This is a genomic window from Borborobacter arsenicus, from assembly GCF_003934165.1.
Taxonomy (GTDB): domain Bacteria; phylum Pseudomonadota; class Alphaproteobacteria; order Rhizobiales; family Rhizobiaceae; genus Pseudaminobacter; species Pseudaminobacter arsenicus.
The window spans coordinates 1-23,418 of the sequence record NZ_ML133511.1 but is presented as its reverse complement, the minus strand read 5'-3'; the positions used below and the strand labels follow the sequence as shown (position 1 = coordinate 23,418).

Genomic DNA, 23,418 nt, shown 5'->3' with positions numbered 1-23,418 from the left:
CGCGGGCGCGTCAACACGGACGGGGACACCACGGCGTGTCGCATGCTGCGAGTATGACCGAGAACCGCGCCGACGCAAATCCATGAAACGCGTTCGTTCGCCTGCGTGACAGGTGGAGATTGGCCATTGCCGCTCCTTGCATGGTTCCCCGTCGCATTCGGATGCGCTATGGGAGCGCTGAAACCAGCAAAGTGCCAGATGGGGCGAAGCCAGTGCGGAGGTTTGGATGAGTGAGATTGAACGCGAAAGCATGGAGTTCGACGTTGTCATCGTCGGTGCGGGGCCTGCTGGTCTGGCCGCTGCAATCCGGCTGAAACAGGTCAACCCCGAGCTTTCCGTCGTGGTTCTCGAAAAGGGCGGTGAAGTCGGCGCGCATATTTTGTCCGGCGCCGTGGTCGATCCCATCGGCATAGATCGCCTGTTACCGGCTTGGCGCGAGGAAACTGACCATCCTTTCAAGACCCCGGTCACCGACGATCATTTCCTGGTGCTTGGCCCGGCGGGTTCGGTACGCCTGCCGAATTTCCTGATGCCGCCTTTGATGAACAATCACGGCAACTACATCGTGTCGCTCGGCAATGTCTGCCGCTGGCTGGCAGGTCATGCCGAAGCGCTCGGCGTGGAAATCTATCCCGGATTTGCCGCCGCAAGCCTGATCTACAATGATGAAGGGGCCGTCACCGGCGTCATCACCGGCGATATGGGCGTTGAGCGCGACGGCTCGCATGGACCGGCCTTTGCGCCGGGCATGGCGCTGCTCGGCAAATATGTGCTGCTTGGCGAGGGCGCGCGCGGATCGCTCTCCAAGCAGGCGATTGCGCGCTTCGGCCTCGATAAGGATCGCGAGCCGGGCAAGTTTGGCATCGGCCTGAAGGAACTGTGGCAGGTGAAGCCGGAAAACCATAGGCCGGGCCTCGTGCAGCACTCCTTTGGCTGGCCGCTGGACATGAAGACGGGCGGCGGCTCGTTCCTGTACCATCTGGAAGACAATCTGGTTGCAGTAGGTTTCGTGGTTCACCTCAACTACAAGAACCCCTATCTCGCACCCTTCGAGGAATTCCAGCGCTTCAAGACGCATCCGGCAATCCGGGGCACGTTCGAGGGCGCCAAGCGCATTTCCTACGGCGCGCGAGCCATTACCGAGGGCGGCTGGCAGTCTGTGCCGAAACTGACCTTCCCCGGCGGCGCGCTGATCGGGTGTGCGGCCGGCTTCGTCAACGTGCCGCGCATCAAGGGGTCGCACAACGCGATATTGTCGGGCATGCAGGCCGCCGAACATGCTGCTGCGGCCATCGCCGAAGGGCGCGCCAATGACGAGCTTTCGGCCTATGAAGCTGGCTGGCGTGCGAGCGCTATCGGCAAGGATCTCAAGCGCGTTCGCAACGTCAAGCCGCTATGGTCGCGCTTCGGCACACTGATAGGCGTCGGCCTCGGCGGGCTGGATATGTGGCTCAACACCTTGTTCGGATTCTCGCCCTTCGGCACCATGAAGCATGGCAAGCCGGACTATGCCACGCTTGAACCTGCCGAAAAGCACAAGCGTATCGATTATCCGAAGCCGGATGGCGTGCTGACCTTCGATCGCCTGTCATCGGTGTTCTTGTCCAACACCAATCATGAAGAGGATCAGCCGATCCATCTTCAGGTCAAGGACATGGAACTGCAGAAGCGTTCTGAATACGGCCTGTTCTCAGGCCCGTCGGCCCGCTATTGCCCGGCCGCCGTCTATGAGTGGGTCGACGCCGACGGCAATTCGATTGCCGCCGAGCCTGGGCACGCCGATGCGCGCTTCGTCATCAACGCGCAGAACTGCGTCCACTGCAAAACCTGCGACATCAAGGACCCCAACCAGAACATCAACTGGGTGCCACCGCAGGGCGGCGAGGGGCCGGTCTATCCGAACATGTAGCTATTGGCCCGGTTGACGACACCGGATCAGGCCGGGCGCGGCGCCCGGCCTTTGCAAGACCATGAGCGTATGAGGGAACGCTTCCTTTAGTTCATGCTTTATCATTATTGAATTCGCCTTGGCGATATGCTGTGTTCAAAGCCTCACTGGAGCCAGGACATGTGGTCAGTCGCAGTCGCAGTTCTCGCCTTGGTTTTCGGCTTCGCTAACGCCGCCTATGCCGGAACAAAGACGGTCGTCCGGACTGAGACATACGCCGTTGCCGGAAAAAATGGCGAGGCCCTGATGAGGGCGATGAACCTGAAGGGTCCGAAGCACGGGTTCCTGGCGCGCGCGATGGCACAGACCCGCTACAGCGTTCAGTGGGACATGGACTGGGCGGCCACGGCAGGCGGATGCAAGCTGAAGCGCGCCAATGCGGTGCTTGCCGTCACCTACCGCTATCCGCGAATAACCGGATCGGTAACCCCCGACCTCAAGCGGCGCTGGGTTCGTTTCATGGCCGGCGTTCGCGCCCATGAGGAAACCCATGGGCAGATTGCGCAACAGATGGTGACCGCCGCGCACCAGGCGATCGCCGGAATCGGCAATGACAACGATCCGAACTGCACCAAATCGCAAAGCGAGGTCAGGCGCCGTGTCAACATGGTCTATGCCGATTATGAGCGACGGCAGCGCAAATTCGACGCCAAAGAGCACCATTATGGCGGCAATGTCGACGGGCTGGTTGCACTTCTGACGGATTGATTGTCATTTACGCTGGACTTTGAGCTGCTCGCAGCAGCACTGCGCTCTTTGCGCTCTTCATTCGGTTATGCCCGCAGTTGCCGTTTCTGCATCCTCCTCGGGCGTCGGCTTCCGCAATGGCAGCGAGAATTCCACCAGCACCGGCAGATGGTCGGATCCCACTTCATCAAGCGTTCGCGCGTTATGGATGGTCGCGCCCCGATGGAAGACCTGGTCGATCGGCAGGCCGGCAAAGCGCATGAACTGCGGCAGCCGGTTGCTTTGCCAGGTCGGTCCGACCGACCGCATCAGTTCGAGGCCGCCAAGCTCGGTCACGCGCGATACCGCCGCGCTCCATGGCGTGGCATTCATATCGCCAGCGAGTAAAGCGGTATCGGCCAGAAAGGCGAGGGGCCCCGCCAGCGCGGAGAGCTGCCGAGGCTGATGAAATGGCCACGGCCAGCCAAGATGGAGCGTTGCAACATCCACTGCCCGCCCGCCGAAATCGATCGGTGCGATTGCGAGTGAGCCGCGATCGTAGCATCTCGCCTCGGCATCCTGCGCGAACGGACGGCTGGACAGGATGGCGACGCCCCAGCGTCCGTTCGGGAACGGGCACAGGACCCGGTGAGGATAGGCCGCCGACAGCAGTTCCAGCTTGTCCGCCCACATGGGCGAGACCTCGTTGAGTGTGATGACATCGGGGCGGATGCGGCCGATCAGTGACAGCACGCGGTTCGGTTCCGGATTGTTGTAAAGCAGGTTGAGCTGCAACAGCCGGTAGACCGGTTGCCCTGCCGACGCCTGCGCATGAATTGAGCCAAGCAACGGCAAGTCCATCGATTTCGTCGTAGTCGCGACGGCACCAATGGCAAGGGCAATCGCCACCGCACCTTCGAGGAAAAACCTGCTGCCGATCAGCAGAAGCGCCGCCAGTGCCATGAGCACCGCGAGGTGGATACGGAAATGCGCGAAGGAATCAAATGCCGGGTGCAGCCGGCCGAAAAAGCCCGCCAATAGTGGCAGCGACAGCAGGGTGACTGCGGCCAGTGCTGCCAGCCCGATCTTCTTACGCAGTGCCGATCCATCCATGCGGCGTTCTTATCGGCACAATTGCGGCCCATTCAAGATGCACCAAAAGTCGATGCAGCTATTGGAAGGCAGTCTCCGAGAAGCTGCGCAACTTGCGCGAATGTAGCCGATCCATCGGCATTTCGGCCAGCTTCTCCACCGCCCGGATGCCGATGCTCAGATGCTGGGCGACCTGGCGCTTGTAGAATTCAGTGGCCATGCCCGGCAGCTTGAGTTCGCCGTGGAGCGGCTTGTCGGAAACGCATAGCAGCGTGCCGTAGGGGACACGGAAGCGGAAGCCGTTCGCGGCGATGGTTGCCGATTCCATGTCGAGCGCGATGGCGCGCGATTGCGACAGCCGCTGCACCGGCCCGCGCTGGTCGCGCAGTTCCCAGTTGCGGTTGTCGATCGTGGCGACGGTCCCGGTGCGCATGATGCGCTTGAGATCGTAACCTGACAGGCCGGTCACTTCGGCCACGGCCTCCTGGAGCGCGACCTGGATTTCGGCCAGCGGCGGCACGGGAATCCAGACCGGCAGGTCGTCGTCGAGAACATGGTCCTCGCGCACATAGGCATGGGCAAGCACATAGTCGCCAAGCGCCTGGGTGTTGCGCAGGCCAGCACAATGGCCGAGCATCAGCCAGGCATGTGGCCTCAGCACTGCGACATGATCGGTTATCGTCTTGGCGTTGGAGGGGCCGACGCCGATATTGATCATGGTGATGCCGGCGTGCCCTGCCTTCTTCAGATGGTAGGCGGGCATTTGCGGCATGCGCGCCGGCGAGGCGCCGTCGGCCGGCTTTGTTTCGCCGGCAGTGGTCATGACGTTGCCGGGTTCGATGAATTCATCATAGCCGCCGCCGCCATCGGCCATCAGCTTGCGGGCATAGACGCAGAACTCATCGATATAGAACTGATAGTTGGTGAACAGGACAAAGTTCTGGAAATGCTCCGGCGTCGTCGCCGTATAATGCGAAAGCCGATGCAGCGAATAATCGACGCGCTGCGCGGTGAATGGCGCTAGCGGCCGCGGTTCACCGGGCAGGGTCTCGAATGTGCCGTTGGCGATATGGTCGTCGGTTCCGTCCAGGTCGGGCACGTCGAACAGATCGCGGATCGGGCGCTTGATGCGATCGGCCACCGAACTGTCGACATGGGTGCCTTCCAGGAAGGCGAAATGTAGAGGAATGGGCGTTGCCGATTCCGATACGACAATCGGAACGCCATGGTTGCGCATGATCAGCTGGAACTGCTCGATAAGATAGCTTTCGAAGAGATCGGGACGGGTAATCGTCGTCGTATAGTGGCCGGGCAGTGGCATATGGCCGTAGGCCTGCCGGGAATCGACCTGGGTATAGGAGGAGGTCGTGACGCCGATCTCGGGATAGAATGCCCGGTATCTCTGGTGGCTGTCGCCGCTTTTGGCCAAGGCAGTGAATGCGTCGCGCAGGAAAGCGGTGTTTCGCGTATAGACTGCCTTCAATGCGGCGACGGCCTCGGCGGCATCGGTAAAACTGTGCTGCCCGAACGGTTCCGGGCTGGCGATCAAGTCGATCGGTTCAGGGTAGATTCTCTTTTCCATGCCTCAATATAGAGTGGCGGAGGCCGGCTTGGGAGGGGGGAGGCCGCGCTATTCGTTTCAGCCGGCCGACAGGCGTTAAGGTCGTGAACTCATCTCCTCTGGCCGGCTACAGCGTCGCGAAGGACTTGAAAATGGTCTAGCCGCGCTGGAGGCTCATCAGCAGGACCAAGCCCGCTCCGGATTTCTTCAAGGCGGGTGCCTCTATCGTCGTTCCGGTCGAACTGCGTGCTGCGGAAACGCCAAGAACCGGTGCCGTCAGCACGGCGACGACAAGCGCTGCCCGGGGGAGCAATCTCAGGATTTTCAGCGAAGGGGCGATGATGGTCGACATGGTGTGGCGCCTTCTCACAGAGGCCGGGTCATTATGCAGCGTATGCTCGTCTCGGCAGGGCAGGTCCGCGCCACACCACGATCCCAGGAATGGGCGGGCCGGCTGGCCTTGGCGACCAGAACCGAAAACGCCATTCCGAACAGGGCCATCAGCAGGCAGAAAATGGTGAACCGGCGGGCAAGCATGGGTATCTCCTTCAATGGTTGGGAGAATGCCCGCTGCCGGCTGAACGGCCTCTGAGGTGTCCGTTCATCTTCGGTTCAATTTTATTAAATCAGCATCGCGCATTACGCGCTTGTGCCGGCGGCCCATATGCCTATCTGGGAGTTAGACCAACCGGAGACCGCATGATGACGACGCAGACCAAGCCGATCGAACTCTATTACTGGCCGACGCCCAACGGTTGGAAGATTTCCATCATGCTGGAAGAACTGGGCGTTCCCTATGTGGTCAAATATGTGAATATCGGCAAAGGCGAACAGTTCGAGCCGGCTTTCCTGAAGATTTCTCCCAACAACCGCATGCCGGCGATCATTGATCCGGAAGGGCCGGGCGGAGAGCCGATCTCGGTGTTTGAATCAGGTGCCATCCTGCAATATCTCGGGCGCAAATTCGGCAGGTTCTATCCGTCGGATGAACGGCAGAAGGTCGAGGTCGATCAATGGCTGTTCTGGCAGATGGGCGGGCTTGGGCCGATGGCTGGGCAGGCACACCATTTCCGCCAATATGCCCCGGAGAAAATTCAGTACGGCATCGACCGCTACACCAATGAGGTCAACCGGCTCTATGGCGTCATGAACAAGCGCCTGGCCGACCGCGAATTTCTCGCCGGCGATTACTCCATCGCCGATATGGCCAGCATAGGCTGGGTGAGGCCCTACAAGAACCAGGGTCAGGACCTGGACGATTTTCCACATCTCAAGCGCTGGTTCGAGACCGTGATGGCACGTTCTGCCGTCGCTCGCGGCGTGGCGGTCGGCGAGGAGCGCCGCAAAAACCTGGCCGACGACAAGGAGGCGCAGAAGGTGCTGTTCGGGCAAAGGGCGCGCGCCTGACGGCTGAAACCAGCGCAGGAGCCTGCTATCGAGGCGGGCTCAGCTCTACTGTTTCGACCAGTTCTGGCTTTTGCAGATCAGGCCGCCGAACACGCAGCCGCTCATTTTCAGCGCGCTTCCATTCAAGTTGGCCTTGCCCTTATAGGTCTTGTCGTCGGCGGGGTCGGTGATCGAGCCGGCATAATTGCCCTCGCCGCCCGCCTTCATCTGGCCGATCTGCTTGCCGGCATGCTTGCCCGTCTTCAAGGTGATGCAGAAGGCGCTGCCGCATCCGCCGATCGCCGCCGTCTCGCCGCTCTGGGTCTTCCAATTCCCCTCGATCGGATCGGCATAGGCTGCGCCTGCCAGCATCACGGTCGCCGCGAATACGATGATTGAAATGCGCAACATCAATCTCCTCCTGTCGATGCCTGCTGGTCGCTAGACCAGCAGTTTACGCAAACGTAGCTAGCCTGGTTGGCTGGAAAGGAAAAGCCGGTCCAGTCGGGGAAGGATTGCGGGATCTGACATGGCTTGCCGCGTGAAGTTTCTTGATTTTCCGATCGGAATCTTTCGGGGGTACCCGTTTTGTGGTTATCGAACCCTTTCCGCCATCATACCGGATTTTCAGCAAATTTATCGCGAAACACCGGAATCCCGCGCCTCTGCATCCTTAATGAATTCAGTAATTTACCTCTTGTTTGAACTTTGTTTGCGCCAAATTAAGCACGCCATTTAACGGCGGATTCAAGCCTCCGGTTCATGCTTCGAAGCATCGGAAGAGCAAGCCCGAAACGCAAAGAGGCGGCCTTCCAGAAACGGGACAGGGACTTGGAAAAATGGCACGTTTTGAGATGCTTGAAGCCGGTTTCGGCACCATGGGCGCAACGGCTCAGGCCGATATCCTCTTCGAACTGGGCATGATGTATGCGACCGGCCGCGATTGCGAGGTCGATGTCGTCAGCGCCCATAAATGGTTCAACATCGCCGCCATCAAAGGGTCGGCGCGGGCTGCCGAATTGCGCTCGGAACTGACCTCCTCGATGTCGAAGCAGGAGATCGCCCGTGCGCTGCGTGAAGCGCGCGAATGGATGACCGTGCACTGAGATCGAATACAAGGGCAAAAGCCGCGCAGACGGCAGGCCCCAATCAAAAGAACGCGGCAGCTTGGAGGCGGGCCAGCCGCGCGGGTGACGGGGAATGGCAGACAGCTTTTCGGGCGGGGGTGTTCGGAGGAGAAAGCCGCGATCGGCCTTGACGGCTGGCGCGGCTTTTTGCCGGATTCGGGACCGCCGTTTACTCTGCTGGCGTCTCCTCGAACCGCACCAGAACCGTGCCATCCGTCACCTGAGCGCCCTCGGCGGCGATCTCGGCGATCACCCCGTCATGCTGGGCGGTGATGGTGTGCTCCATCTTCATGGCTTCGAGAATGAGCAGCGGCTGGTTCTTGACCACCGCATCGCCCTTTGCCGCCCGCACCAGCTTGACCAGACCGGGCATCGGCGCCCGCATGCTGGCGGCGCCATTGCCGCTTTCGGCAGCCTTGGCGAAGGGATCCGGAACCTTGAAGTCGAATGCGGCACCATCGGCAAATATGGTGACATGACCGGGCCAGGCAACGGCGCCCTGCCGGTCGCCGGAGATGATGACGCCATCCTCCTGGCCGTCGAACCGGATTTCGACCCTGCCGTCGGGGCGCATGCGAATGCCGGCCGTCGTCTCCTGTTGCTCGAAGCCGACACTAGCCTGCCGCCAGAGCGGGTGGAAATGGCCATAGCCGGAAATCAGCTCCCACGGATCATTGCCTGTCGGTGCGAGGTGGCCGACGCCCGATGCGGTGAGCAGTGCCCGCGCGATGATATCGGGGTCAGGCTTGGGGCTTGCGACAAGCGCCGGCTGCTTGCGGGCTATCAGCCCGGTATCGACGTCGCCGGAAGCGAAATCCGGGTCCTGCGCGAGTGCGGCGAGGAAGCCGATATTGGTGGTGGAGCCGGCGATTTCGCTGGTCTTGAGCGCCTCACCGAGGGATGAAAGGGCCGAGGGCCGGTCGGGCGCATGGACCACCAGCTTGGCGATCATCGGGTCATAGAAAGGCGAGATGGAATCGCCCTCGCCCACGCCGGTTTCCACCCGGATGCTCGATTTTCCTGCGCCTACGCTTGGAAAGCGCAGATGGTGCAATGTCCCGATTGCCGGCAGGAAATCCTTCGCAGGGTCTTCGGCATAGATGCGCGCTTCGAAGGCGTGGCCGGAAAGCGTGATCTCCTTCTGGCTTTTCGGCAGCTTTTCGCCTGCCGCCACACGCAACTGCCATTCGACCAGATCGACGCCGGTGATCATTTCGGTCACCGGATGCTCGACCTGCAGCCTTGTGTTCATCTCCATGAACCAGAAGCGGTCAGGCTTCAGCCCGTCCGATGCATCGACAATGAATTCGATGGTTCCGGCACCGGAATAGCTGATGGCCTTTGCCGCCGTCACCGCCGCATCGGTCATCGCCTTGCGCATCTCGGGCGTCATGCCGGGGGCAGGGGCTTCCTCGATCACCTTCTGGTGGCGACGTTGTGCCGAGCAATCGCGCTCGAACAGATGAACGGCATTGCCGAAATTGTCGCCGAAGACCTGCACCTCGATATGACGCGGCTTGTCGACATATTTCTCGACCAGCACGCGATCATCGCCAAACGCAGCCTTGGCCTCGCGCCGTGCGCCCGACAGCGCCTCGGCGAAATCGTCGGGATGCTCGACTCGGCGCATGCCCTTGCCGCCGCCGCCAGCACGCGCCTTGATGAGCACCGGATAGCCGATCTCGCGCGCCTTCGAAGCGAGGATCACGATCTCCTGGGCTTCGCCGTGATAGCCGGGAACCACCGGCACGCCGGCCTTTTCCATCAGCCGCTTGGCGGCATCCTTCAAGCCCATCGCCCGGATGGACGCCGCCGAAGGGCCGATGAACACCAGACCGGCAGCCACGACCTGATCGACGAAATCAGGGTTTTCCGACAGGAAGCCGTAGCCGGGATGGATGGCTTCGGCCCCTGTTTTCCTTGCTGCCTCAATGATCCTGTCGCCACGCAGATAGCTTTCGCCGACCGGCGAGGGGCCGATATGCACCGCCTCGTCGGCCATTTCGACGTGAAGCGATCTGGCGTCGGCGTCGGAATAGACGGCCACTGTCTTCACGCCCAATTTGCGGGCCGTGCGGATCACCCGGCAGGCGATCTCGCCGCGATTGGCGATCAGGATCTTTGAAAACATTGCACCTTCCGTTACTTGCGGGAGCCGACCAGCGCGAACATTGCGCCCTGCGGGTCCATTGCCTGTATGATCCATGCGCCGCCCGGCACCTCCATCGGCCCGTTGAGCACCTGGCCCTTGCTTTCGGTAACGCGCGAGACGGCGGCGTCGATATCGGTTACGTTGAAATAGAATAGCCAATGCGGGGAGGGCACCTGAGGAGGCTTGGTCATCATCCCGCCGATGGCATCGTCGCCGCCAGCGGCAAAGAGCTGATAGGTACCCATCTCGCCCATATCCATCGCATTACCCTTGGTCCAGCCGAACTGGCTGGAATAGAAGGCGAAGGCGCTCTTCCAGTCGGTCGCATAGAGTTCGCGCCAGCCGATCTGCCCGGGCGCCGTCATGGATTCCGGCGGCCGTTCTTCGCCTTTGGGCGTCAGCAGCATGAACATGGCGCCTTGCGGATCGGCGACGACCGAGAAACGGCCAACCTCCGGAATATCGTCCGGCTCGCGATGGATCGTGCCGCCGGCTTCCTTCACCCGCCGCGTGGCAGCATCGACATCGGGCGTGCCGATATAGCCGACCCAGGCGGGCCGCAGTCCCATTTTTGCTGCGTTTTCAGGAATGTTCATCAGCCCAGCAACGCCGGTGTCGCCCGCTTTCATGATGACATAGGGCATTTCGGCGCCACCCCATGCTTCCGGTTTCCAGCCGACGACGGTCTTGTAGAAGGCCTCCGCCGCGTCAAGGTCGGAGGTCATCAGTTCGTACCAAACGAAATTGTTGGGTTTTGCCATGTCACGCTCCTAAGTTCGTGCCGGCCCCGCGCAGCCTTATAGTCTAGGCCTGCCCGATGCCGGGGCAACCGCCCTCCTTGCGTGGAAATGCGCGCTACCCGGATTGTGATCGCCCGCACGCAAGCGTCCCGACCTGGCCCGGCCAATCGAGGGATGGCAGTTGGAAACGGGGTGCTGGGCTGTACCGCGCCCATCTTATTCTTCGCCAAGCGCTGCGAATTCACGCAGATAAAGAACTGTGGTCTGCTCGTCGAAACAGCAGAAAATCACCTGATGCGGCAGGTCGCTGGCCTCAAGAAAACGGGAAACTGCCCCGACCGCGATATGTGCGGCGGCATCCTTGGGATAGCCATATATCCCCGTCGAGATGGCTGGAAAAGCGATGGTGCGGCAGTCATTCTCGGCAGCCAGTTCGAGTGAGCGACGGTAGCAGGAGGCGAGCAGGCCAGCCTCGTCGCCGTCCCCGCCCTGCCAGAGCGGGCCGACAGTGTGGATGATATATCGCGCTGGAAGCCGGTAGCCGCCGGTGATCTTGGCGTCGCCCACCTTGCAGCCATTGAGGGTGCGGCATTCGGCATCAAGCTCCGGCCCCGCCGCGCGATGAATGGCGCCATCGACGCCACCGCCTCCCAGCAGTGAGGAGTTGGCGGCATTGACGATAGCATCCACGGTCAGCTTGGTGATGTCGCCGGTAACCACCTGCATGCGCTGGGTCAGGCTCATTTCCTCACATCCTGAACACGCCGAATTTCGTTTCCGGTATCGGTGCGTTGAGCGCAGCGCTAAGCGACAGCGCCAGCACCTCGCGCGACCGGGCCGGATCGATGATGCCGTCGTCCCACAGCCGCGCCGACGAATAGAGCGGTTGGCCCTCATGCTCATATTTCATCAGGATCGGCTTCTTGAACTTCCGCTCTTCCTCGGCAGACCATTCGCCGCCCTTGCGCTCGATGCCCTCGCGCTTGACCATGGCCAGCACCGTGGCGGCCTGCTCGCCGCCCATCACCGAGATGCGTGCGTTGGGCCACATCCACAGGAAGCGGGGCGAATAGGCCCGGCCGCACATGCCGTAATTGCCGGCGCCGAAGGAACCGCCGATGATCATGGTCACCTTGGGCACCTGCGCGGTGGCGACTGCCGTCACCAGCTTGGCGCCGTCCTTGGCGATGCCACCGGCCTCATATTTGCGGCCGACCATGAAGCCGGTGATGTTTTGCAGGAAGATCAGCGGAATCTTGCGCTGGCAGCACAATTCGATGAAATGCGCGCCCTTCAGCGCGCTTTCGGAAAACAGCACGCCATTATTGCCGATGATGCCGACCGGCATGCCGTAAAGATGGGCAAAGCCGGTGACCAGCGTGGTTCCGTAATTCTGCTTGAACTCGTCGAATTCCGAACCGTCAACGATGCGGGCGATGACCTCGCGCACATCATAGGGCTGGCGGATATCGGCGGGGATGACGCCGTAGATCTCATCGGTCGCATAAAGCGGCGGAATCACTTTCGCAAGATCGAGCCCTATCGCCTTCTTCCGATTCAGGTTTTTGACGATGCGCCGCGTGATGGCGAGCGCATGGGCGTCGTCCACCGCGTAGTGATCGGCAACGCCCGACTGGCGTGTATGAACCTCAGCGCCGCCAAGGTCCTCGGCGGTCACGTCCTCGCCGGTGGCCGCCTTGACCAGCGGCGGGCCGCCTAAAAAGATCGTGGCCTGGTTGCGCACCATGATCGATTCATCGGCCATCGCCGGCACATAGGCGCCGCCGGCCGTGCAGGAACCCATGACGCAGGCGATCTGGGGAATGCCCATCGCCGACATATTGGCCTGGTTGTAGAAGATGCGGCCGAAATGATCGCGGTCGGGAAACACCTCGTCCTGGTTGGGCAGATTGGCGCCGCCGGAATCGACCAGATAGATGCAGGGCAGGTTGTTCTGCATGGCGATTTCCTGCGCCCGCAGATGCTTCTTGACCGTCACCGGATAATAGGTGCCGCCCTTCACCGTGGCGTCGTTGACGACGACCATGACTTCGCGGCCTTCGACGCGGCCGATGCCGGCAATCATGCCGGCCGCCGAAATATCGCCGTCATACATGTTCCAGGCGGCGAACTGGCCGATCTCAAGAAAGGGCGAGCCGGGATCGAGCAACTGCGCCAGGCGCTGGCGCGGCAGCATTTTTCCGCGCGAGGTATGGCGCTTGCGCGCTTCCTCCGAGCCGCCCTGCTCGACGGCGGCTCCCTTTTCGGCAATGTCGGCCACCAGCGCGCGCATCTGCTCGGCATTGGCCTTGAAGGCATCGGAGGAGGGGGATATCTGCGACTGGATGACGGGCATGTCAGAGGCTCTCCGCCATGATCTCGCGGCCGATCAGGAAGCGGCGGATCTCGCTGGTGCCGGCCCCGATCTCGTAGAGCTTGGCGTCGCGCAAAAGCCGCCCGGTCGGATAGTCGTTGATATAGCCGTTGCCGCCCAGAAGCTGGATCGCGTCCAGCGCCATCTGGGTCGCCTTTTCGGCAGCAAACAGGATGCAGCCGGCGGCATCCTTGCGGGTGCTGCGCCCGGCATCGCAGGCGGAAGCCACGCCATAGACATAGGCGCGGGCAGCATTCATGGTCGTGTACATGTCGGCAAGCTTGCCCTGAACGAGCTGGAAATCGCCGATCCTCTGGCCGAACTGCTTGCGTTCATGCACATAAGGAACGGCGACATCCATGCAGGCGGCCATGATGCCGAGCGGCCCGCCTGAAAGCACGGTGCGCTCATAGTCGAGCCCCGACATCAGCACTTCGACGCCGGCGCCTTCTTCATGCAGCAGGTTTTCGAACGGGACCTCGACATTCTCGAACACGAGTTCGCCGGTGTTGGAGCCGCGCATACCGAGCTTGTCGAGTTTCTGCGCTACCGAAAAGCCGGGCATGGTCTTCTCGACGATGAAGGCCGTGATGCCACGCGATTTCTTGTCCGGATCGGTCTTGGCATAGACCACCAGCGTGTCGGCATCCGGGCCGTTGGTGATCCACATCTTGGTGCCGTTGACGATGTAGCGGTCGTTGCGCTTTTCGGCGCGCAGCTTCAGCGAGACGACATCGGAGCCCGAACCGGATTCCGACATTGCGAGCGCGCCGACCTTCTCGCCCGAGCACAGGCCGGGCAGGTATTTCTCCTTTTGCTCGGGCGTTGCCCATCGATTGATCTGGTTGATGCACAGATTGGAGTGGGCGCCGTAGGAGAGGCCGACCGAGGCGGATGCGCGCGAAATCTCCTCCATCGCCACCACATGGGCAAGATAGCCCATGCCGGTGCCGCCGAAATCCGGATCGGCAGTGATCCCAAGCAGGCCGAGTTCGCCCATCTCGGTCCAAAGCTGGGCAGGAAACTGGTTGGAACGGTCAATTTCGGCGGCAAGCGGGGCGATGCGGTCCTGGGCGAAGCGGCGGACAAGGTCGCGCAGGCTGTCGAGGTCTTCACCCTGGCCGAAATCAAGCGTGTGCGTGTACATGCGGTTTCTCCCTGATTTCTTCCGCGCCCGTCAGACGCATTGTCATTGTGAGATAGGTCTCGGCGACTTCCTCGACAGAAAGACGCTCGTCGGGCCGGAACCAGACGATCACCCCAGTGATCATCTGGATGATGGCGATGGCGGTCAGCCCGACATCGTCGATCCGGAACGCGCCGGAGTCTGCGCCTTCGCGTAGGATTTGTCGAAGTTCCTTCTCATAGCCGCCGCGCAGCCGCAGGATATGGCTGAGATTGTCACGCGACAGGCTGCGCAGCTCCATATTGGAGACATGGGTGGAGTGCCGGCGGACCACATGGAAGCGGATATGGTTGCGCACGAAGGCGGCAAGCCGCGCCTGCGGATCGGCAGAAGCTGGTCTTGCCTGATCCCAGTCCTTCAGCAGGTCCTCCATATGCTCGCGCATGAGCGTGAACAGCAGGTCTTCCTTGTTGGGGAAATAGCGGTAGAGGGCAGCAGCCTGCACGCCGACCTCGGCGGCCAGTTGGCGCATGGAAACGGCTTCATAGCCGAAGCGGGCGATAAGATTGATCGCCGCCTCGCGGATAGCCGCTTCGGTCCTGCCGCCGTCTGAGCCGGTCGTCCGCGCCATCTTGCCTCCCTATTGAAAGCAAGAATAAAACGAACGTTCAATTATTTCAAGCGGTGCTGTGGAAAACCGCCTGGCCTGCGAGAAAATCCGTATCGTTGTTCGTCAGTTGGCGCGTGCGGCGGCCAGTGCTGCGGGCAGTTCCTCGGCAAGGACGTCGAGTTCGTGGTCGAGCCCGACGCTGATACGGATGCAGCGGTTGAGCACCGGCGCCATCGGCTTGCGGATGAAGACGTCGCGTCCAAGCAGGTTCTGCATCACCTTCATGGCGAAGTCGGCATCTCGGCCGCAATCCACGGTCACGAAATTGGTGGCGGATTGTATGGGCGCAAGTCCGTTTTCGCGGGCGATGCCCGAAATACGATCGCGCGCGGCCGCGACCCTGGCGATGACGCTGGAGAGATAGGACTGGTCGGCCAACGCTTCCAGCCCGGCGATCTGCGCCATGCGGCTGACCCCATAATGGTTGCGGATCTTCTCGACATTCGCGATGACCTGGGCGTCGGCAAAGGCATAGCCGCAGCGTATGCCGGCCAGGCCATAAGCCTTGGAGAAGGTGCGCATGCGCAGCAGGTTGACGCGCTCGACCTCCACCGGCGGCAGCGCGGAGGCTGGTGCGGTCTCGCCATAGGCTTCATCGAGAATGAGCATCGTGGTCTGCGGCAGCGCATCCATGAAGCGGATCAGCTCGTCCGATTCCCACCAGGTGCCCATGGGGTTGTCGGGATTGGACAGATAGACCAGCGGCGCCTTCTCGCGCTTGACCGCTTCCAGCAGGCCATCAAGGCTTTCACGGTCGTTTTCGTAAGGAACGACAACCAGCCTGCCGCCCACGCCGGCGACGTGGAAATTGAAGGTCGGGTAGGCGCCGAGAGAGGTGATAACCGCATCACCGGGCGAGACATACATGCGCACCGCCAGGCTGAGCAGACCGTCTATGCCTTCGCCGACCGCGACATTGTCCTTGCCGAGGCCGAGATGGGCGGCGAGCGCCATGCGAAGATCGTAATTGTCCGGGTCGCAATACATCCACATGTCGCGGGCGACTTCCTGCATGCGCGCGATGACGCGGGGCGAGGGGCCGAAGCTGCTTTCATTGGCGCCGATGCGCGCACGAAATACGTGGCCGCTGGCGCGCTGCTGGGCTTCCGGGCCGACAAAGGGAACGGTGGAGGGCAGGGCGTCGATGATCGGCGTCAGGGGCGGGCGTGTGGTCATGGCGAACTCGAAGAAAATGGATGCTGGTCGGCGAAAGCCGCGCCAGCAATAACCTATTCCCCGCCGGGCCGGTACAAAAATTCTGGATCCGAAGAAACGGCAGGTCCTGCAATGAAAAAGGGCCGGCGTGCCGGCCCTTCGAGCTTGATCCCGAAAATCAGGATTGAGCGGCAGGAGCCGTCTCCGGCTCGGTGGCGCTGCGGTGCACGATCTCCTTTTCCGAGATGATGGTGTAGAACATCGGCACCACGAAGAGCGTGAACATCGTTCCAACCAGAATGCCCGAAAAGATCACCAGGCCCATCGAGTAGCGTGCGGCCGCACCTGCACCGGCCGCGGTGATCAACGGCACGACGCCGAGCGCCATGGCAGCCGTGGTCATCAGGATCGGACGCAACCGCACCTTGGCCGAGGCAACGATGGCTTCGCGCCGCGACAGCCCATGTTCCTCTCGCTGCTGGTTGGCGAACTCCACCAGCAAGATGCCGTGCTTGGTGATGAGGCCGATCAGCGTGATCAGGCCGACCTGCGTGTAGATGTTGAGCGTGCCGAGACCGAGATTGAGCGGCACGATGGCGCCGAAGATCGACAGCGGCACCGACATCATGATGATGAGCGGATCGCGGAAGCTTTCGAACTGCGCCGCCAGCACCAGATAGATGACGATGACGGCGAGGCCGAAGGCGATGATAATCGTATTGCCCTGATCTTTTTCCAGCCGCGACTGGCCCGAATAATCGGTGAAGAAACCGGCCGGCATCAGCGGCTGGGCAATTTCCTCGATCGTCGCCAATCCGGTTCCGGTGGTGACGCCCGGCACCGGCAGGGCCGAGATCGTCGCCGAGTTCAACTGGTTGAACTGCTCGATGGATGAGGGCGAGGCATTGGTCTCGATATTGACCACGGCAGAAAGTGGCACCATTTCGCCCGACATGCTGCGGACATAGAACTTGCCGAGTTCTTCTGGGTTTTCGCGATATTTCTGCGGCACCTGGGTGATGATGTCGTAGCTGTTGGAATCGCGGTCGAACTGCGCGATGGACCCGCCGCCGACCAGAAGGCCGAGCGTGGAGCCGATGTCGCGGATCGGCAAGTTGAGTGCAGCTGCGCGATCGCGGTCGATGGTGACGGTCACCTGCGGCGCGTCGAAGGACAGCGAATTCTGCACGACGATGAATCGGCCGGAGGCTTCCGCCTCCTGCTTAATGCGGTCGGCAACCTCGAACACCTCGCTTGGGTCGCCGGTCGACTGGATGACCATGGAGATCGGCAGCCCGCCACCGGCGCCGGGCAGCGAGGGCGGTGCAAAGACCAGCGCCTGCGTACCCGAAACCTTGGACAGGCGACCCTGGATGTCCTGCTGTATCTCCTTTTGCGAGCGCTCGCGCTCAGCCCAGTCCTTGAAGGCCCAGACCGCAAAGCCGCTATTGGTCTCGCCGCCCATGCCGACGATGGAGAAATTCGCGCGCAGTTCGGGCAGGTCCTTGGTGAGGTCGCGAATCTGGTCGGCATAGAGGCTGGTATATTCGCTCGTTGCATAGCGCGGCGCCTGGATCAGCGAAAACAGCGCCCCGACATCTTCTTCCGGCGCCAATTCGCTGGAAGTCTTCATGAACATGAAGCCGGTGGCGCCCATCAGCGCGACCACCACCATCAGTGTCACCGGACGATATTTGAGCGAGCCGAAGACTAGCCGTTCATAACCGTTGGCGATGCGATCGAACGTCCGGTCGATGAAGCCCTGGAACCGGCTGTGGCCGGGCTTGAGAATGCGCGCCGACATCATCGGCGTGATGGTGACGGCCACGAAACCCGAAATGATCACCGCACCTGCAAGGGTGACGGCGAATTCGCGGAACAGCGAGCCGGTGAGCCCTCCGGTGAAGGCGAGCGGCGCAAACACGGCCGCCAGCGTGATGGTCATGGCCACCACCGGGCCGAAGATCTCGCGCATGCCCTTGAAGGCGGCCTGCATCGGCGTCATGCCTTCTTCCATGTGGCGGTGGATGTTTTCCACCACCACAATGGCGTCGTCCACCACCAGGCCGATGGCAAGCACCATGGCCAGCAGCGACAGCAGATTGATCGAGTAGCCCATCGACAGCAGAATGAAGCAGACACCGACCAGAGATAGCGGAATGGTGACGATCGGCATCAGCACCGAGCGGAAGGAACCGAGGAAGAGCAGGATCACCAGCACGACGATGGCGACCGCCTCGGCAATCGTCTTGAACACCTCCTTGATCGACGCGCTGATCGTCTCGGTCGCGTCATAGACCATGGTGATGGTCATGCCCTCAGGAAGGCTTGCCTGGATGGCCGGCAACTCGTCGATGACGGCAGCTGCCGTGTCGAGCGGATTGGCCGAAGGGGTGGGGAAGATGCCAATGAATGTGCCGGGCTCGCCGTTGAAATTGACGACGGTGTCGGTGCTTTCGGCTGCCAGTTCGACATCGGCTACGTCGCGTAGTCTGATCACGCCGTTGCTATCGGAGCGCAACGGCAGGGCACCGAAAGCTTCCGGAGTCTGCAGCGTCGACTGCATGGTGATGGAATAGGCGACATAGTCGTTCTTGGTCTTGCCGGGGGCGGCGAGAAAGTTCGACGAGTTGATGGCGTTAAGCACCTCGCCGGCGGTAAGGCCGCGGGCGGCAAGGCGGATCGGATCGATCCATATCCGCATCGAATAGTTGGCGGCGCCCAGAATCTGCACTTCGGCAACGCCCTGGATGGTCGAAACGCGCGGGCGGATGACGCGCTCGATATATTCGGTAAGTTGCTCGGAAGTCATGTTCGGGTTTTGCATCGCCAGATACATGATGGCGAACTGCATGCCCGTACCCTTGACGATGGTCGGGTCCTCGGCGTCCTGCGGCAACTGGCTCTTGACCTGCTGCACTTTCGACATGACCTCGGTGAGGGCGATGTCGGGATTGGAGCCGAGCTTCATCTGCACCGTCACCACGCTGGCGGAAGGCCGGCTCTGCGAGGTGACATAGTCGATGTTTTCCGTGGTCGAAACCGCGGCAGCGATCGGCGAGGTGATGAAGCCCTGGATGAGATCGGCACTGGCGCCCGGATAGGCCGTCGTGATGGTAATGACGGTTTCCTCGACCTCGGGATATTCGCGTACCGACAGGTTGAATATGCCCTGGATGCCGAGCAGCAGGATCATGAAGGCCACGACCGTCGAAAGCACGGGCCGGCGGATGAAAATATCGGAGAAGCTCATTGGACCGCCGGCTGTTTCTGGGCCGGAGCGGCCGGGTTGACGGTGTTGTCGACTTTTACGGGCGTGCCATTGGATAGCCGGTTCTGGCCGGCGGTGACCACCTGGTCACCGGGCTTGATACCCTCCAGTATCTCGACGAGGCCGTGCGAGCGGCGTCCGGGCTTGATGAAGATCTGGGTAGCGACGAGCGCCGGCTCGGCAGCGTCATCCGAGGTGGCGGCTGCTGCTCCATCGGCAGGCGCGGCAGCTGGTGCCGGGGCAGCGCCGTTCCCGGCGTTCGCCGGGCGCACGACATAGATGAAGTCGCCGTAAAGGCTGGTGACCAGGGCGGTTTGCGCCACGGTAAGCACATCCTTTTCCTCCGGCAGCACGACCTCGACCTGTACGAACTGGCCGGGAGTGAGCCTGCCTTCCGGATTGGTGATCTCGGCACGCACGGTCACCATGCGGGAGGTGGGGTCGACCTTGGGTTCAATGCCCTTGATGGTGCCGACAAAGGGCATGTCGTCGGCAGTGACGCCGAACCGCACCGGCCTGCCGATCTTGAGCAGGCCAATCTGCTGCTCGGGGATAGAGAAATCCGCGCGCATGGTCTCCAGGTCCTGGAGCGTTGCCACGATGGTGCCGGGTGCGAGATACTGGCCAAGCTCGACCCGCGGAATACCGATCGTGCCGGAAAAGGGCGCCCACAACTGCTTCTGGTCCAGCACCGCTTGCAGCTTGGCGACCTGCGATTCCGACGCGGAAAAGGCCGTGCGCGCCTGGTCCAGTGTGACATCCGAGCCGACGCCGCGCTTTCGCAGCTCGGTCGCGCGGTCAAGCGTGGTTTTGTAAAGTGCGGTCTGTGTCTTGCCGGCTTCCAGGTCGGCCTTCTCGACGGCATCGTCCAGCTGGAGGAGGATGTCGCCATCCTTGACCTGCTGATTGGCCTTGAACAGCACCTCCTTGACCACGCCGGTCGTCTCCACCGTCAGGTCCACGCCCTGGGAGGCGTTGACTGTGCCAAGCGCCTCGATGCCTGGCGTCCAGGCCTGCGGCTCGACGACTTCGGTCGGTACCGTCACCGATGCCACCGGCATATTGGCGAAAAACTGCTCAATCGCCCGGTCGCGGAACATGTTGAAGCCAACGATGCCGCCGACCACGACAACGAGAAGAATGAGGGCGATGATGAATCGTTTGATCATGAAGGGCTACCGGCAGGAACAAGGGTGGCGCAGGAATAGACGCGTCGCAGCGCTCGGTTGAACCAAACGGCTAAACCAAAACGCACGGTTTGAAAATATAACTGTACCGTCTGGACGGTATTGTCAACCTCGGCTAAGGTCGTTTTCATGACCGATATCAAGATGAGTTCGCGCGACAGAATCCTCAAGGCCGCCGGCCAGGTGGCGCGCGAGGTGGGGCCTGGCCATCTGTCGCTTGACGCGGTGGCGCAGCAGGCGGGCGTCTCGAAGGGAGGCTTGCTTTATAATTTCCCCAGCAAGGCCAAACTGTTGGAGGCGCTGGTGGAGCAGCACCTTGCCGATTTCAGCGCGGCTTTGAATGAAAAGGAAAAACATCAAGCCGCTGGGCTGGGCGCAGCCTATCTGGAGCTTTTCATCACCGAGCTCAAGCAGCGCCAGCCTCCGCCGTCCGGCGTTTTAGCGGCGCTGGCGGAAAATCCCGACTTTCTCGCGCCGGTTAGGCGCTTCAATCGCGACCTTCTGGACCGGATGAAGGCCTCGTCCGAAGACGAGGGCGCGATTCTCGTCTTCTTCCTGGCGCTGGAGGGCATGCGTGCCCTGAGGCTGTTCGGGGTGGATATTCTTTCGCCCGAAGAGCAGGACGTTGCGAATGCCTCGCTAACCGAAATTCTCCTCCATAGTCAGCGGCTGGCGTGAGAAACTCTTGTTCTCTGCTGCGAAAGGCGCCTCTTTGCTCTGATTGGGCGTGTGCGCGCGATAGCATTCGCGGTCGAGCACGTTGACGCAGGCGTCGAGGTCGGTCGTCGCCAGATGCGCATAGCGCATTGTCATCTGCAGCGTCTGATGGCCTAGCCACATCTGTACCCGGCGAATATCGATTCCACCCTGAACCAATCGGGAAGCGCAGGTGTGCCTGAGAATATGCGGGACCACCTGCACATCGGTGGCCAATCCCACCTCCGCCTTGGCTTCGTTCCAGATGGCCCGGAAGCGTGCGCCCGTCAGCATGCAGAACGGGCCCTTTTGATGCGTGCGCTCCACACACACGGTCTGTTTGGCGCGTGCCGTCAGGGGCACGGTGCGGCTGCGTCCGGATTTGGTGATCCAGAAACTCACGCGATGTCCCTGAATATCGTTCCAGATCAGGCCGAGTGCCTCACCAAGACGGCAGCCGGTGTCGACCAGGAATATGCAGAGCCGATAGGAATTCTCGCAGCGCTTTTTTATCGCAGCAAACAGGAGATCTTCCTCGCCATATTCGAGGAAGCGGATTCTGCCTGCCCGCTCTTTTTGCCGCCGGAACTCCGGCAGGCTATGGATGTCCCCCATCTTGTACGCCTTTCGCAGCAATTTGCTGAGCGCCGCCATCTTTCTGTTGATGGTGGCGTTACTGTTGCCGCGCTCGCGCAGGGAGCCGATGAGATCGTCGAGAGTGCTCTGGTCAAAGGTGCTGAAACGTTGTCCCATAAGGATTTCGTTCAGCTCTCCTATAAAGAAATTCACATTATATTTGTGATTTCCGTCTTCCCACAAAATATTCTTGTATTTTTCAAACAGTTCAGAAACAGAAAAGCTTTCGACAATATTAAATCTGCCTTCGCCAAAACTCAGCGTCGAGCTATAGTTTGTCGTGTAAGAAGAGGCGGAACTTGGCAGTCCGTCTAAACGTTCTATTTTCATCTTCTGGTTGCACCTTACCCAACCAATACCACTAAAATAAATTAAATATGGGTACCTGTTGGGTGTTCAAATACATAGTTGTGAGAGTTTTGGAAGCCTCTAACCAAACCGTCTCAAGAAAATACGGATTCAGGTCCCCGCCGTATTTCTTGCCTTAGTTTTTGCACTTCCGGCGATACCCCTCCTTGTGCTGCCCCGCCAACGCCAGCTTCTAAAAAGCAACAGCCCGGGACCGAAGTTCCGGGCTGCCTGGATCATATCAAGCTACGAAAGCGCATTAGAAGTTACGCTGGAAGCGCAGGAAGCCGCCAACGCCATCGACGCCGTCAACATCAAAGTTGTCGGTGTAGGCGATTTCCGGGGTGATGGTCAGACCAGGAACCAGCCTGTAGTTCACGCCGGCAACAGCAGCGAAGTTCTCATCTTCGTCGTAGGAGAGCTGAACGTTCAGCTTGGCCTTTTCGGTCAGCTGAGCCGAGCCGCCGCCCCAGACAGCCCAATCGCCGCCCCACTGGGCGTAGAAGTTCGGCTTGTCGGCATCCGACTGCCAGCCGCCCATGATGAAGAGCGACACGGTCTCGGTCGCGTTGACATCCAGGCGAACCTTACCGGCCCACTCTTCCCAGACCGAGTCATAGCCAACGACGGCCGAGACACCGCCCCAGCCCTGCGTGTAGGACGCGCCGGCCACGACGTGCGGGACATAGGAGTCGAGCGTGAAGGTCGAGCCATTGCCTTCTTCCAGAGCGACCGCAGCCGAGAAGCCGTTGCCACCGGTGTAGGTGTAGGCGATCTGGTGGGTGTCGAACGGACCGTAGAAGACCAGGTCGTCCTGGATCACGCCGCCGGCATAGCCGGTGAAGGTCGAGAACAGCGAGTCGGTCTTACCGATGCGGAAGCCGCCGAGTTCGATATAGGCGTGGTTGATGGCGACACCGGTTGTGGTGGTCGTGTCGTTACCCGAGCCGACGATGATAGCACCGGTCGCATCGCGGGCATCAGCAGTGACGCCAGTATCCCAGTTGAAGTTGAGGTGAATGTAGGCGCGCAGGGTGCCGAGTTCGGTTTCCGAACGGGCGTCGAGCTGCACGGCAGCGCGGGCACGCTTGAAGTAGGTGTCGTCCGTGCCGCCATCGAGACGATCGTTGACGTCGTTCAGGCCGCCGTAGCCGCCGTCGCCGGCGCGGATGTCGTAGCGCAGATAGCCGCCGACGCGCAGGCAGGTTTCGGTGCCCGGGATGTAGTAGAAGCCGGCGCCGTAAACGTCGCAGACGCGGACATATTCCATGGGTTCCGGTTCG

21 protein-coding genes are annotated in these 23,418 nt (G+C 61.1%); 5 read left to right on the top strand and 16 right to left on the bottom strand.

Annotation, left to right across the window (positions count from 1 at the left end; all coding sequences use genetic code 11):
• Nucleotides 1-226: 226 nt before the first annotated feature.
• Together EET67_RS04950 and EET67_RS04945 are read left to right on the top strand one after the other, a co-directional pair.
• Nucleotides 227-1,909, top strand: a complete 1,683-nt coding sequence (locus EET67_RS04950; RefSeq protein WP_128625120.1) for an electron transfer flavoprotein-ubiquinone oxidoreductase — start codon at nt 227-229, stop codon at nt 1,907-1,909.
• Nucleotides 1,910-2,068: 159 nt separating this feature from the next.
• The gene (locus EET67_RS04945; RefSeq protein WP_128625119.1) at nt 2,069-2,656 is read left to right on the top strand and encodes a DUF922 domain-containing protein; all 588 of its coding nucleotides are present in this window, start codon (nt 2,069-2,071) and stop codon (nt 2,654-2,656) included.
• A 57-nt stretch (nt 2,657-2,713) separates the two neighbouring features.
• On the opposite strand, the gene EET67_RS04940 is transcribed toward EET67_RS04945, so the two are convergent.
• The 4 genes from EET67_RS04940 to EET67_RS25540 all read right to left on the bottom strand — a co-directional run bounded on the left by EET67_RS04940 (nt 2,714) and on the right by EET67_RS25540 (nt 5,804).
• Nucleotides 2,714-3,727, bottom strand: coding sequence for an endonuclease/exonuclease/phosphatase family protein (locus EET67_RS04940; protein ID WP_128625118.1), 1,014 nt, complete (start codon nt 3,725-3,727; stop codon nt 2,714-2,716).
• 58 nt (nt 3,728-3,785) lie between these two features.
• A complete protein-coding gene (locus EET67_RS04935) occupies nt 3,786-5,288 on the bottom strand; it encodes an AMP nucleosidase (protein WP_128625117.1) in 1,503 nt (500 codons plus the stop codon).
• 136 nt (nt 5,289-5,424) lie between these two features.
• Nucleotides 5,425-5,619: a hypothetical protein gene (locus EET67_RS04930; protein WP_128625116.1), complete on the bottom strand. Its 195-nt coding sequence runs from the start codon at nt 5,617-5,619 to the stop codon at nt 5,425-5,427.
• Nucleotides 5,620-5,633: 14 nt separating this feature from the next.
• On the bottom strand, nt 5,634-5,804 hold the full coding sequence (locus tag EET67_RS25540) for a hypothetical protein (protein ID WP_165899788.1): 171 nt from the start codon (nt 5,802-5,804) through the stop codon (nt 5,634-5,636).
• 165 nt (nt 5,805-5,969) lie between these two features.
• Between EET67_RS25540 and EET67_RS04925 the strand changes: the two genes are divergently transcribed.
• Nucleotides 5,970-6,674: a glutathione S-transferase family protein gene (locus EET67_RS04925; protein ID WP_128625296.1), complete on the top strand. Its 705-nt coding sequence runs from the start codon at nt 5,970-5,972 to the stop codon at nt 6,672-6,674.
• A 45-nt stretch (nt 6,675-6,719) separates the two neighbouring features.
• Here EET67_RS04925 and EET67_RS04920 read toward each other — a convergent pair whose 3' ends face one another.
• On the bottom strand, nt 6,720-7,064 hold the full coding sequence (locus EET67_RS04920) for a DUF2147 domain-containing protein (protein WP_128625115.1): 345 nt from the start codon (nt 7,062-7,064) through the stop codon (nt 6,720-6,722).
• Between the two features lie 428 nt (nt 7,065-7,492).
• On the opposite strand from EET67_RS04920, the gene EET67_RS04915 reads away from it, so the two are divergent.
• A complete protein-coding gene (locus tag EET67_RS04915; RefSeq protein ID WP_128625114.1) occupies nt 7,493-7,759 on the top strand; it encodes an SEL1-like repeat protein in 267 nt (88 codons plus the stop codon).
• 190 nt (nt 7,760-7,949) lie between these two features.
• Here EET67_RS04915 and EET67_RS04910 read toward each other — a convergent pair whose 3' ends face one another.
• The 9 genes from EET67_RS04910 to EET67_RS04870 all read right to left on the bottom strand — a co-directional run bounded on the left by EET67_RS04910 (nt 7,950) and on the right by EET67_RS04870 (nt 20,437).
• Nucleotides 7,950-9,911 carry an acetyl/propionyl/methylcrotonyl-CoA carboxylase subunit alpha gene (locus EET67_RS04910; RefSeq protein ID WP_128625113.1) on the bottom strand — a complete coding sequence of 654 codons (1,962 nt, stop codon included), beginning with the start codon at nt 9,909-9,911 and terminating at the stop codon, nt 7,950-7,952.
• 11 nt (nt 9,912-9,922) lie between these two features.
• Nucleotides 9,923-10,693 (bottom strand): VOC family protein, encoded by a 771-nt coding sequence (locus EET67_RS04905; protein ID WP_128625112.1) that lies wholly within the window; start codon nt 10,691-10,693, stop codon nt 9,923-9,925.
• 195 nt (nt 10,694-10,888) lie between these two features.
• Nucleotides 10,889-11,416, bottom strand: a complete 528-nt coding sequence (locus tag EET67_RS04900) for an O-acetyl-ADP-ribose deacetylase (protein ID WP_128625111.1) — start codon at nt 11,414-11,416, stop codon at nt 10,889-10,891.
• A 4-nt stretch (nt 11,417-11,420) separates the two neighbouring features.
• Complete coding sequence (locus EET67_RS04895; RefSeq protein ID WP_128625110.1) at nt 11,421-13,028, bottom strand: carboxyl transferase domain-containing protein; 1,608 nt, start codon at nt 13,026-13,028, stop codon at nt 11,421-11,423.
• Between the two features lies 1 nt (nt 13,029).
• Nucleotides 13,030-14,193 (bottom strand): isovaleryl-CoA dehydrogenase, encoded by a 1,164-nt coding sequence (locus tag EET67_RS04890; RefSeq protein WP_128625109.1) that lies wholly within the window; start codon nt 14,191-14,193, stop codon nt 13,030-13,032.
• Nucleotides 14,174-14,803 (bottom strand): TetR/AcrR family transcriptional regulator, encoded by a 630-nt coding sequence (locus EET67_RS04885; RefSeq protein ID WP_128625108.1) that lies wholly within the window; start codon nt 14,801-14,803, stop codon nt 14,174-14,176. The genes EET67_RS04890 and EET67_RS04885 overlap by 20 nt, the downstream gene beginning before the upstream one ends.
• 102 nt (nt 14,804-14,905) lie before the next feature.
• Nucleotides 14,906-16,018: a pyridoxal phosphate-dependent aminotransferase gene (locus EET67_RS04880; RefSeq protein ID WP_128625107.1), complete on the bottom strand. Its 1,113-nt coding sequence runs from the start codon at nt 16,016-16,018 to the stop codon at nt 14,906-14,908.
• A gap of 157 nt (nt 16,019-16,175) precedes the next feature.
• The gene (locus EET67_RS04875) at nt 16,176-19,250 is read right to left on the bottom strand and encodes an efflux RND transporter permease subunit (protein WP_128625106.1); all 3,075 of its coding nucleotides are present in this window, start codon (nt 19,248-19,250) and stop codon (nt 16,176-16,178) included.
• Nucleotides 19,247-20,437: an efflux RND transporter periplasmic adaptor subunit gene (locus tag EET67_RS04870; protein ID WP_128625105.1), complete on the bottom strand. Its 1,191-nt coding sequence runs from the start codon at nt 20,435-20,437 to the stop codon at nt 19,247-19,249. The genes EET67_RS04875 and EET67_RS04870 overlap by 4 nt, the downstream gene beginning before the upstream one ends.
• Before the next feature lie 147 nt (nt 20,438-20,584).
• On the opposite strand from EET67_RS04870, the gene EET67_RS04865 reads away from it, so the two are divergent.
• Nucleotides 20,585-21,133 (top strand): TetR/AcrR family transcriptional regulator, encoded by a 549-nt coding sequence (locus EET67_RS04865; protein WP_128625104.1) that lies wholly within the window; start codon nt 20,585-20,587, stop codon nt 21,131-21,133.
• On the opposite strand, the gene EET67_RS04860 is transcribed toward EET67_RS04865, so the two are convergent.
• Both EET67_RS04860 and EET67_RS04855 read right to left on the bottom strand, forming a co-directional pair.
• Complete coding sequence (locus EET67_RS04860; RefSeq protein ID WP_128625103.1) at nt 21,095-22,117, bottom strand: tyrosine-type recombinase/integrase; 1,023 nt, start codon at nt 22,115-22,117, stop codon at nt 21,095-21,097. The genes EET67_RS04865 and EET67_RS04860 overlap by 39 nt on opposite strands.
• A gap of 277 nt (nt 22,118-22,394) precedes the next feature.
• Nucleotides 22,395-23,418: porin (locus tag EET67_RS04855; protein WP_133308877.1), on the bottom strand; the 1,024-nt coding region annotated here is incomplete at its 5' end.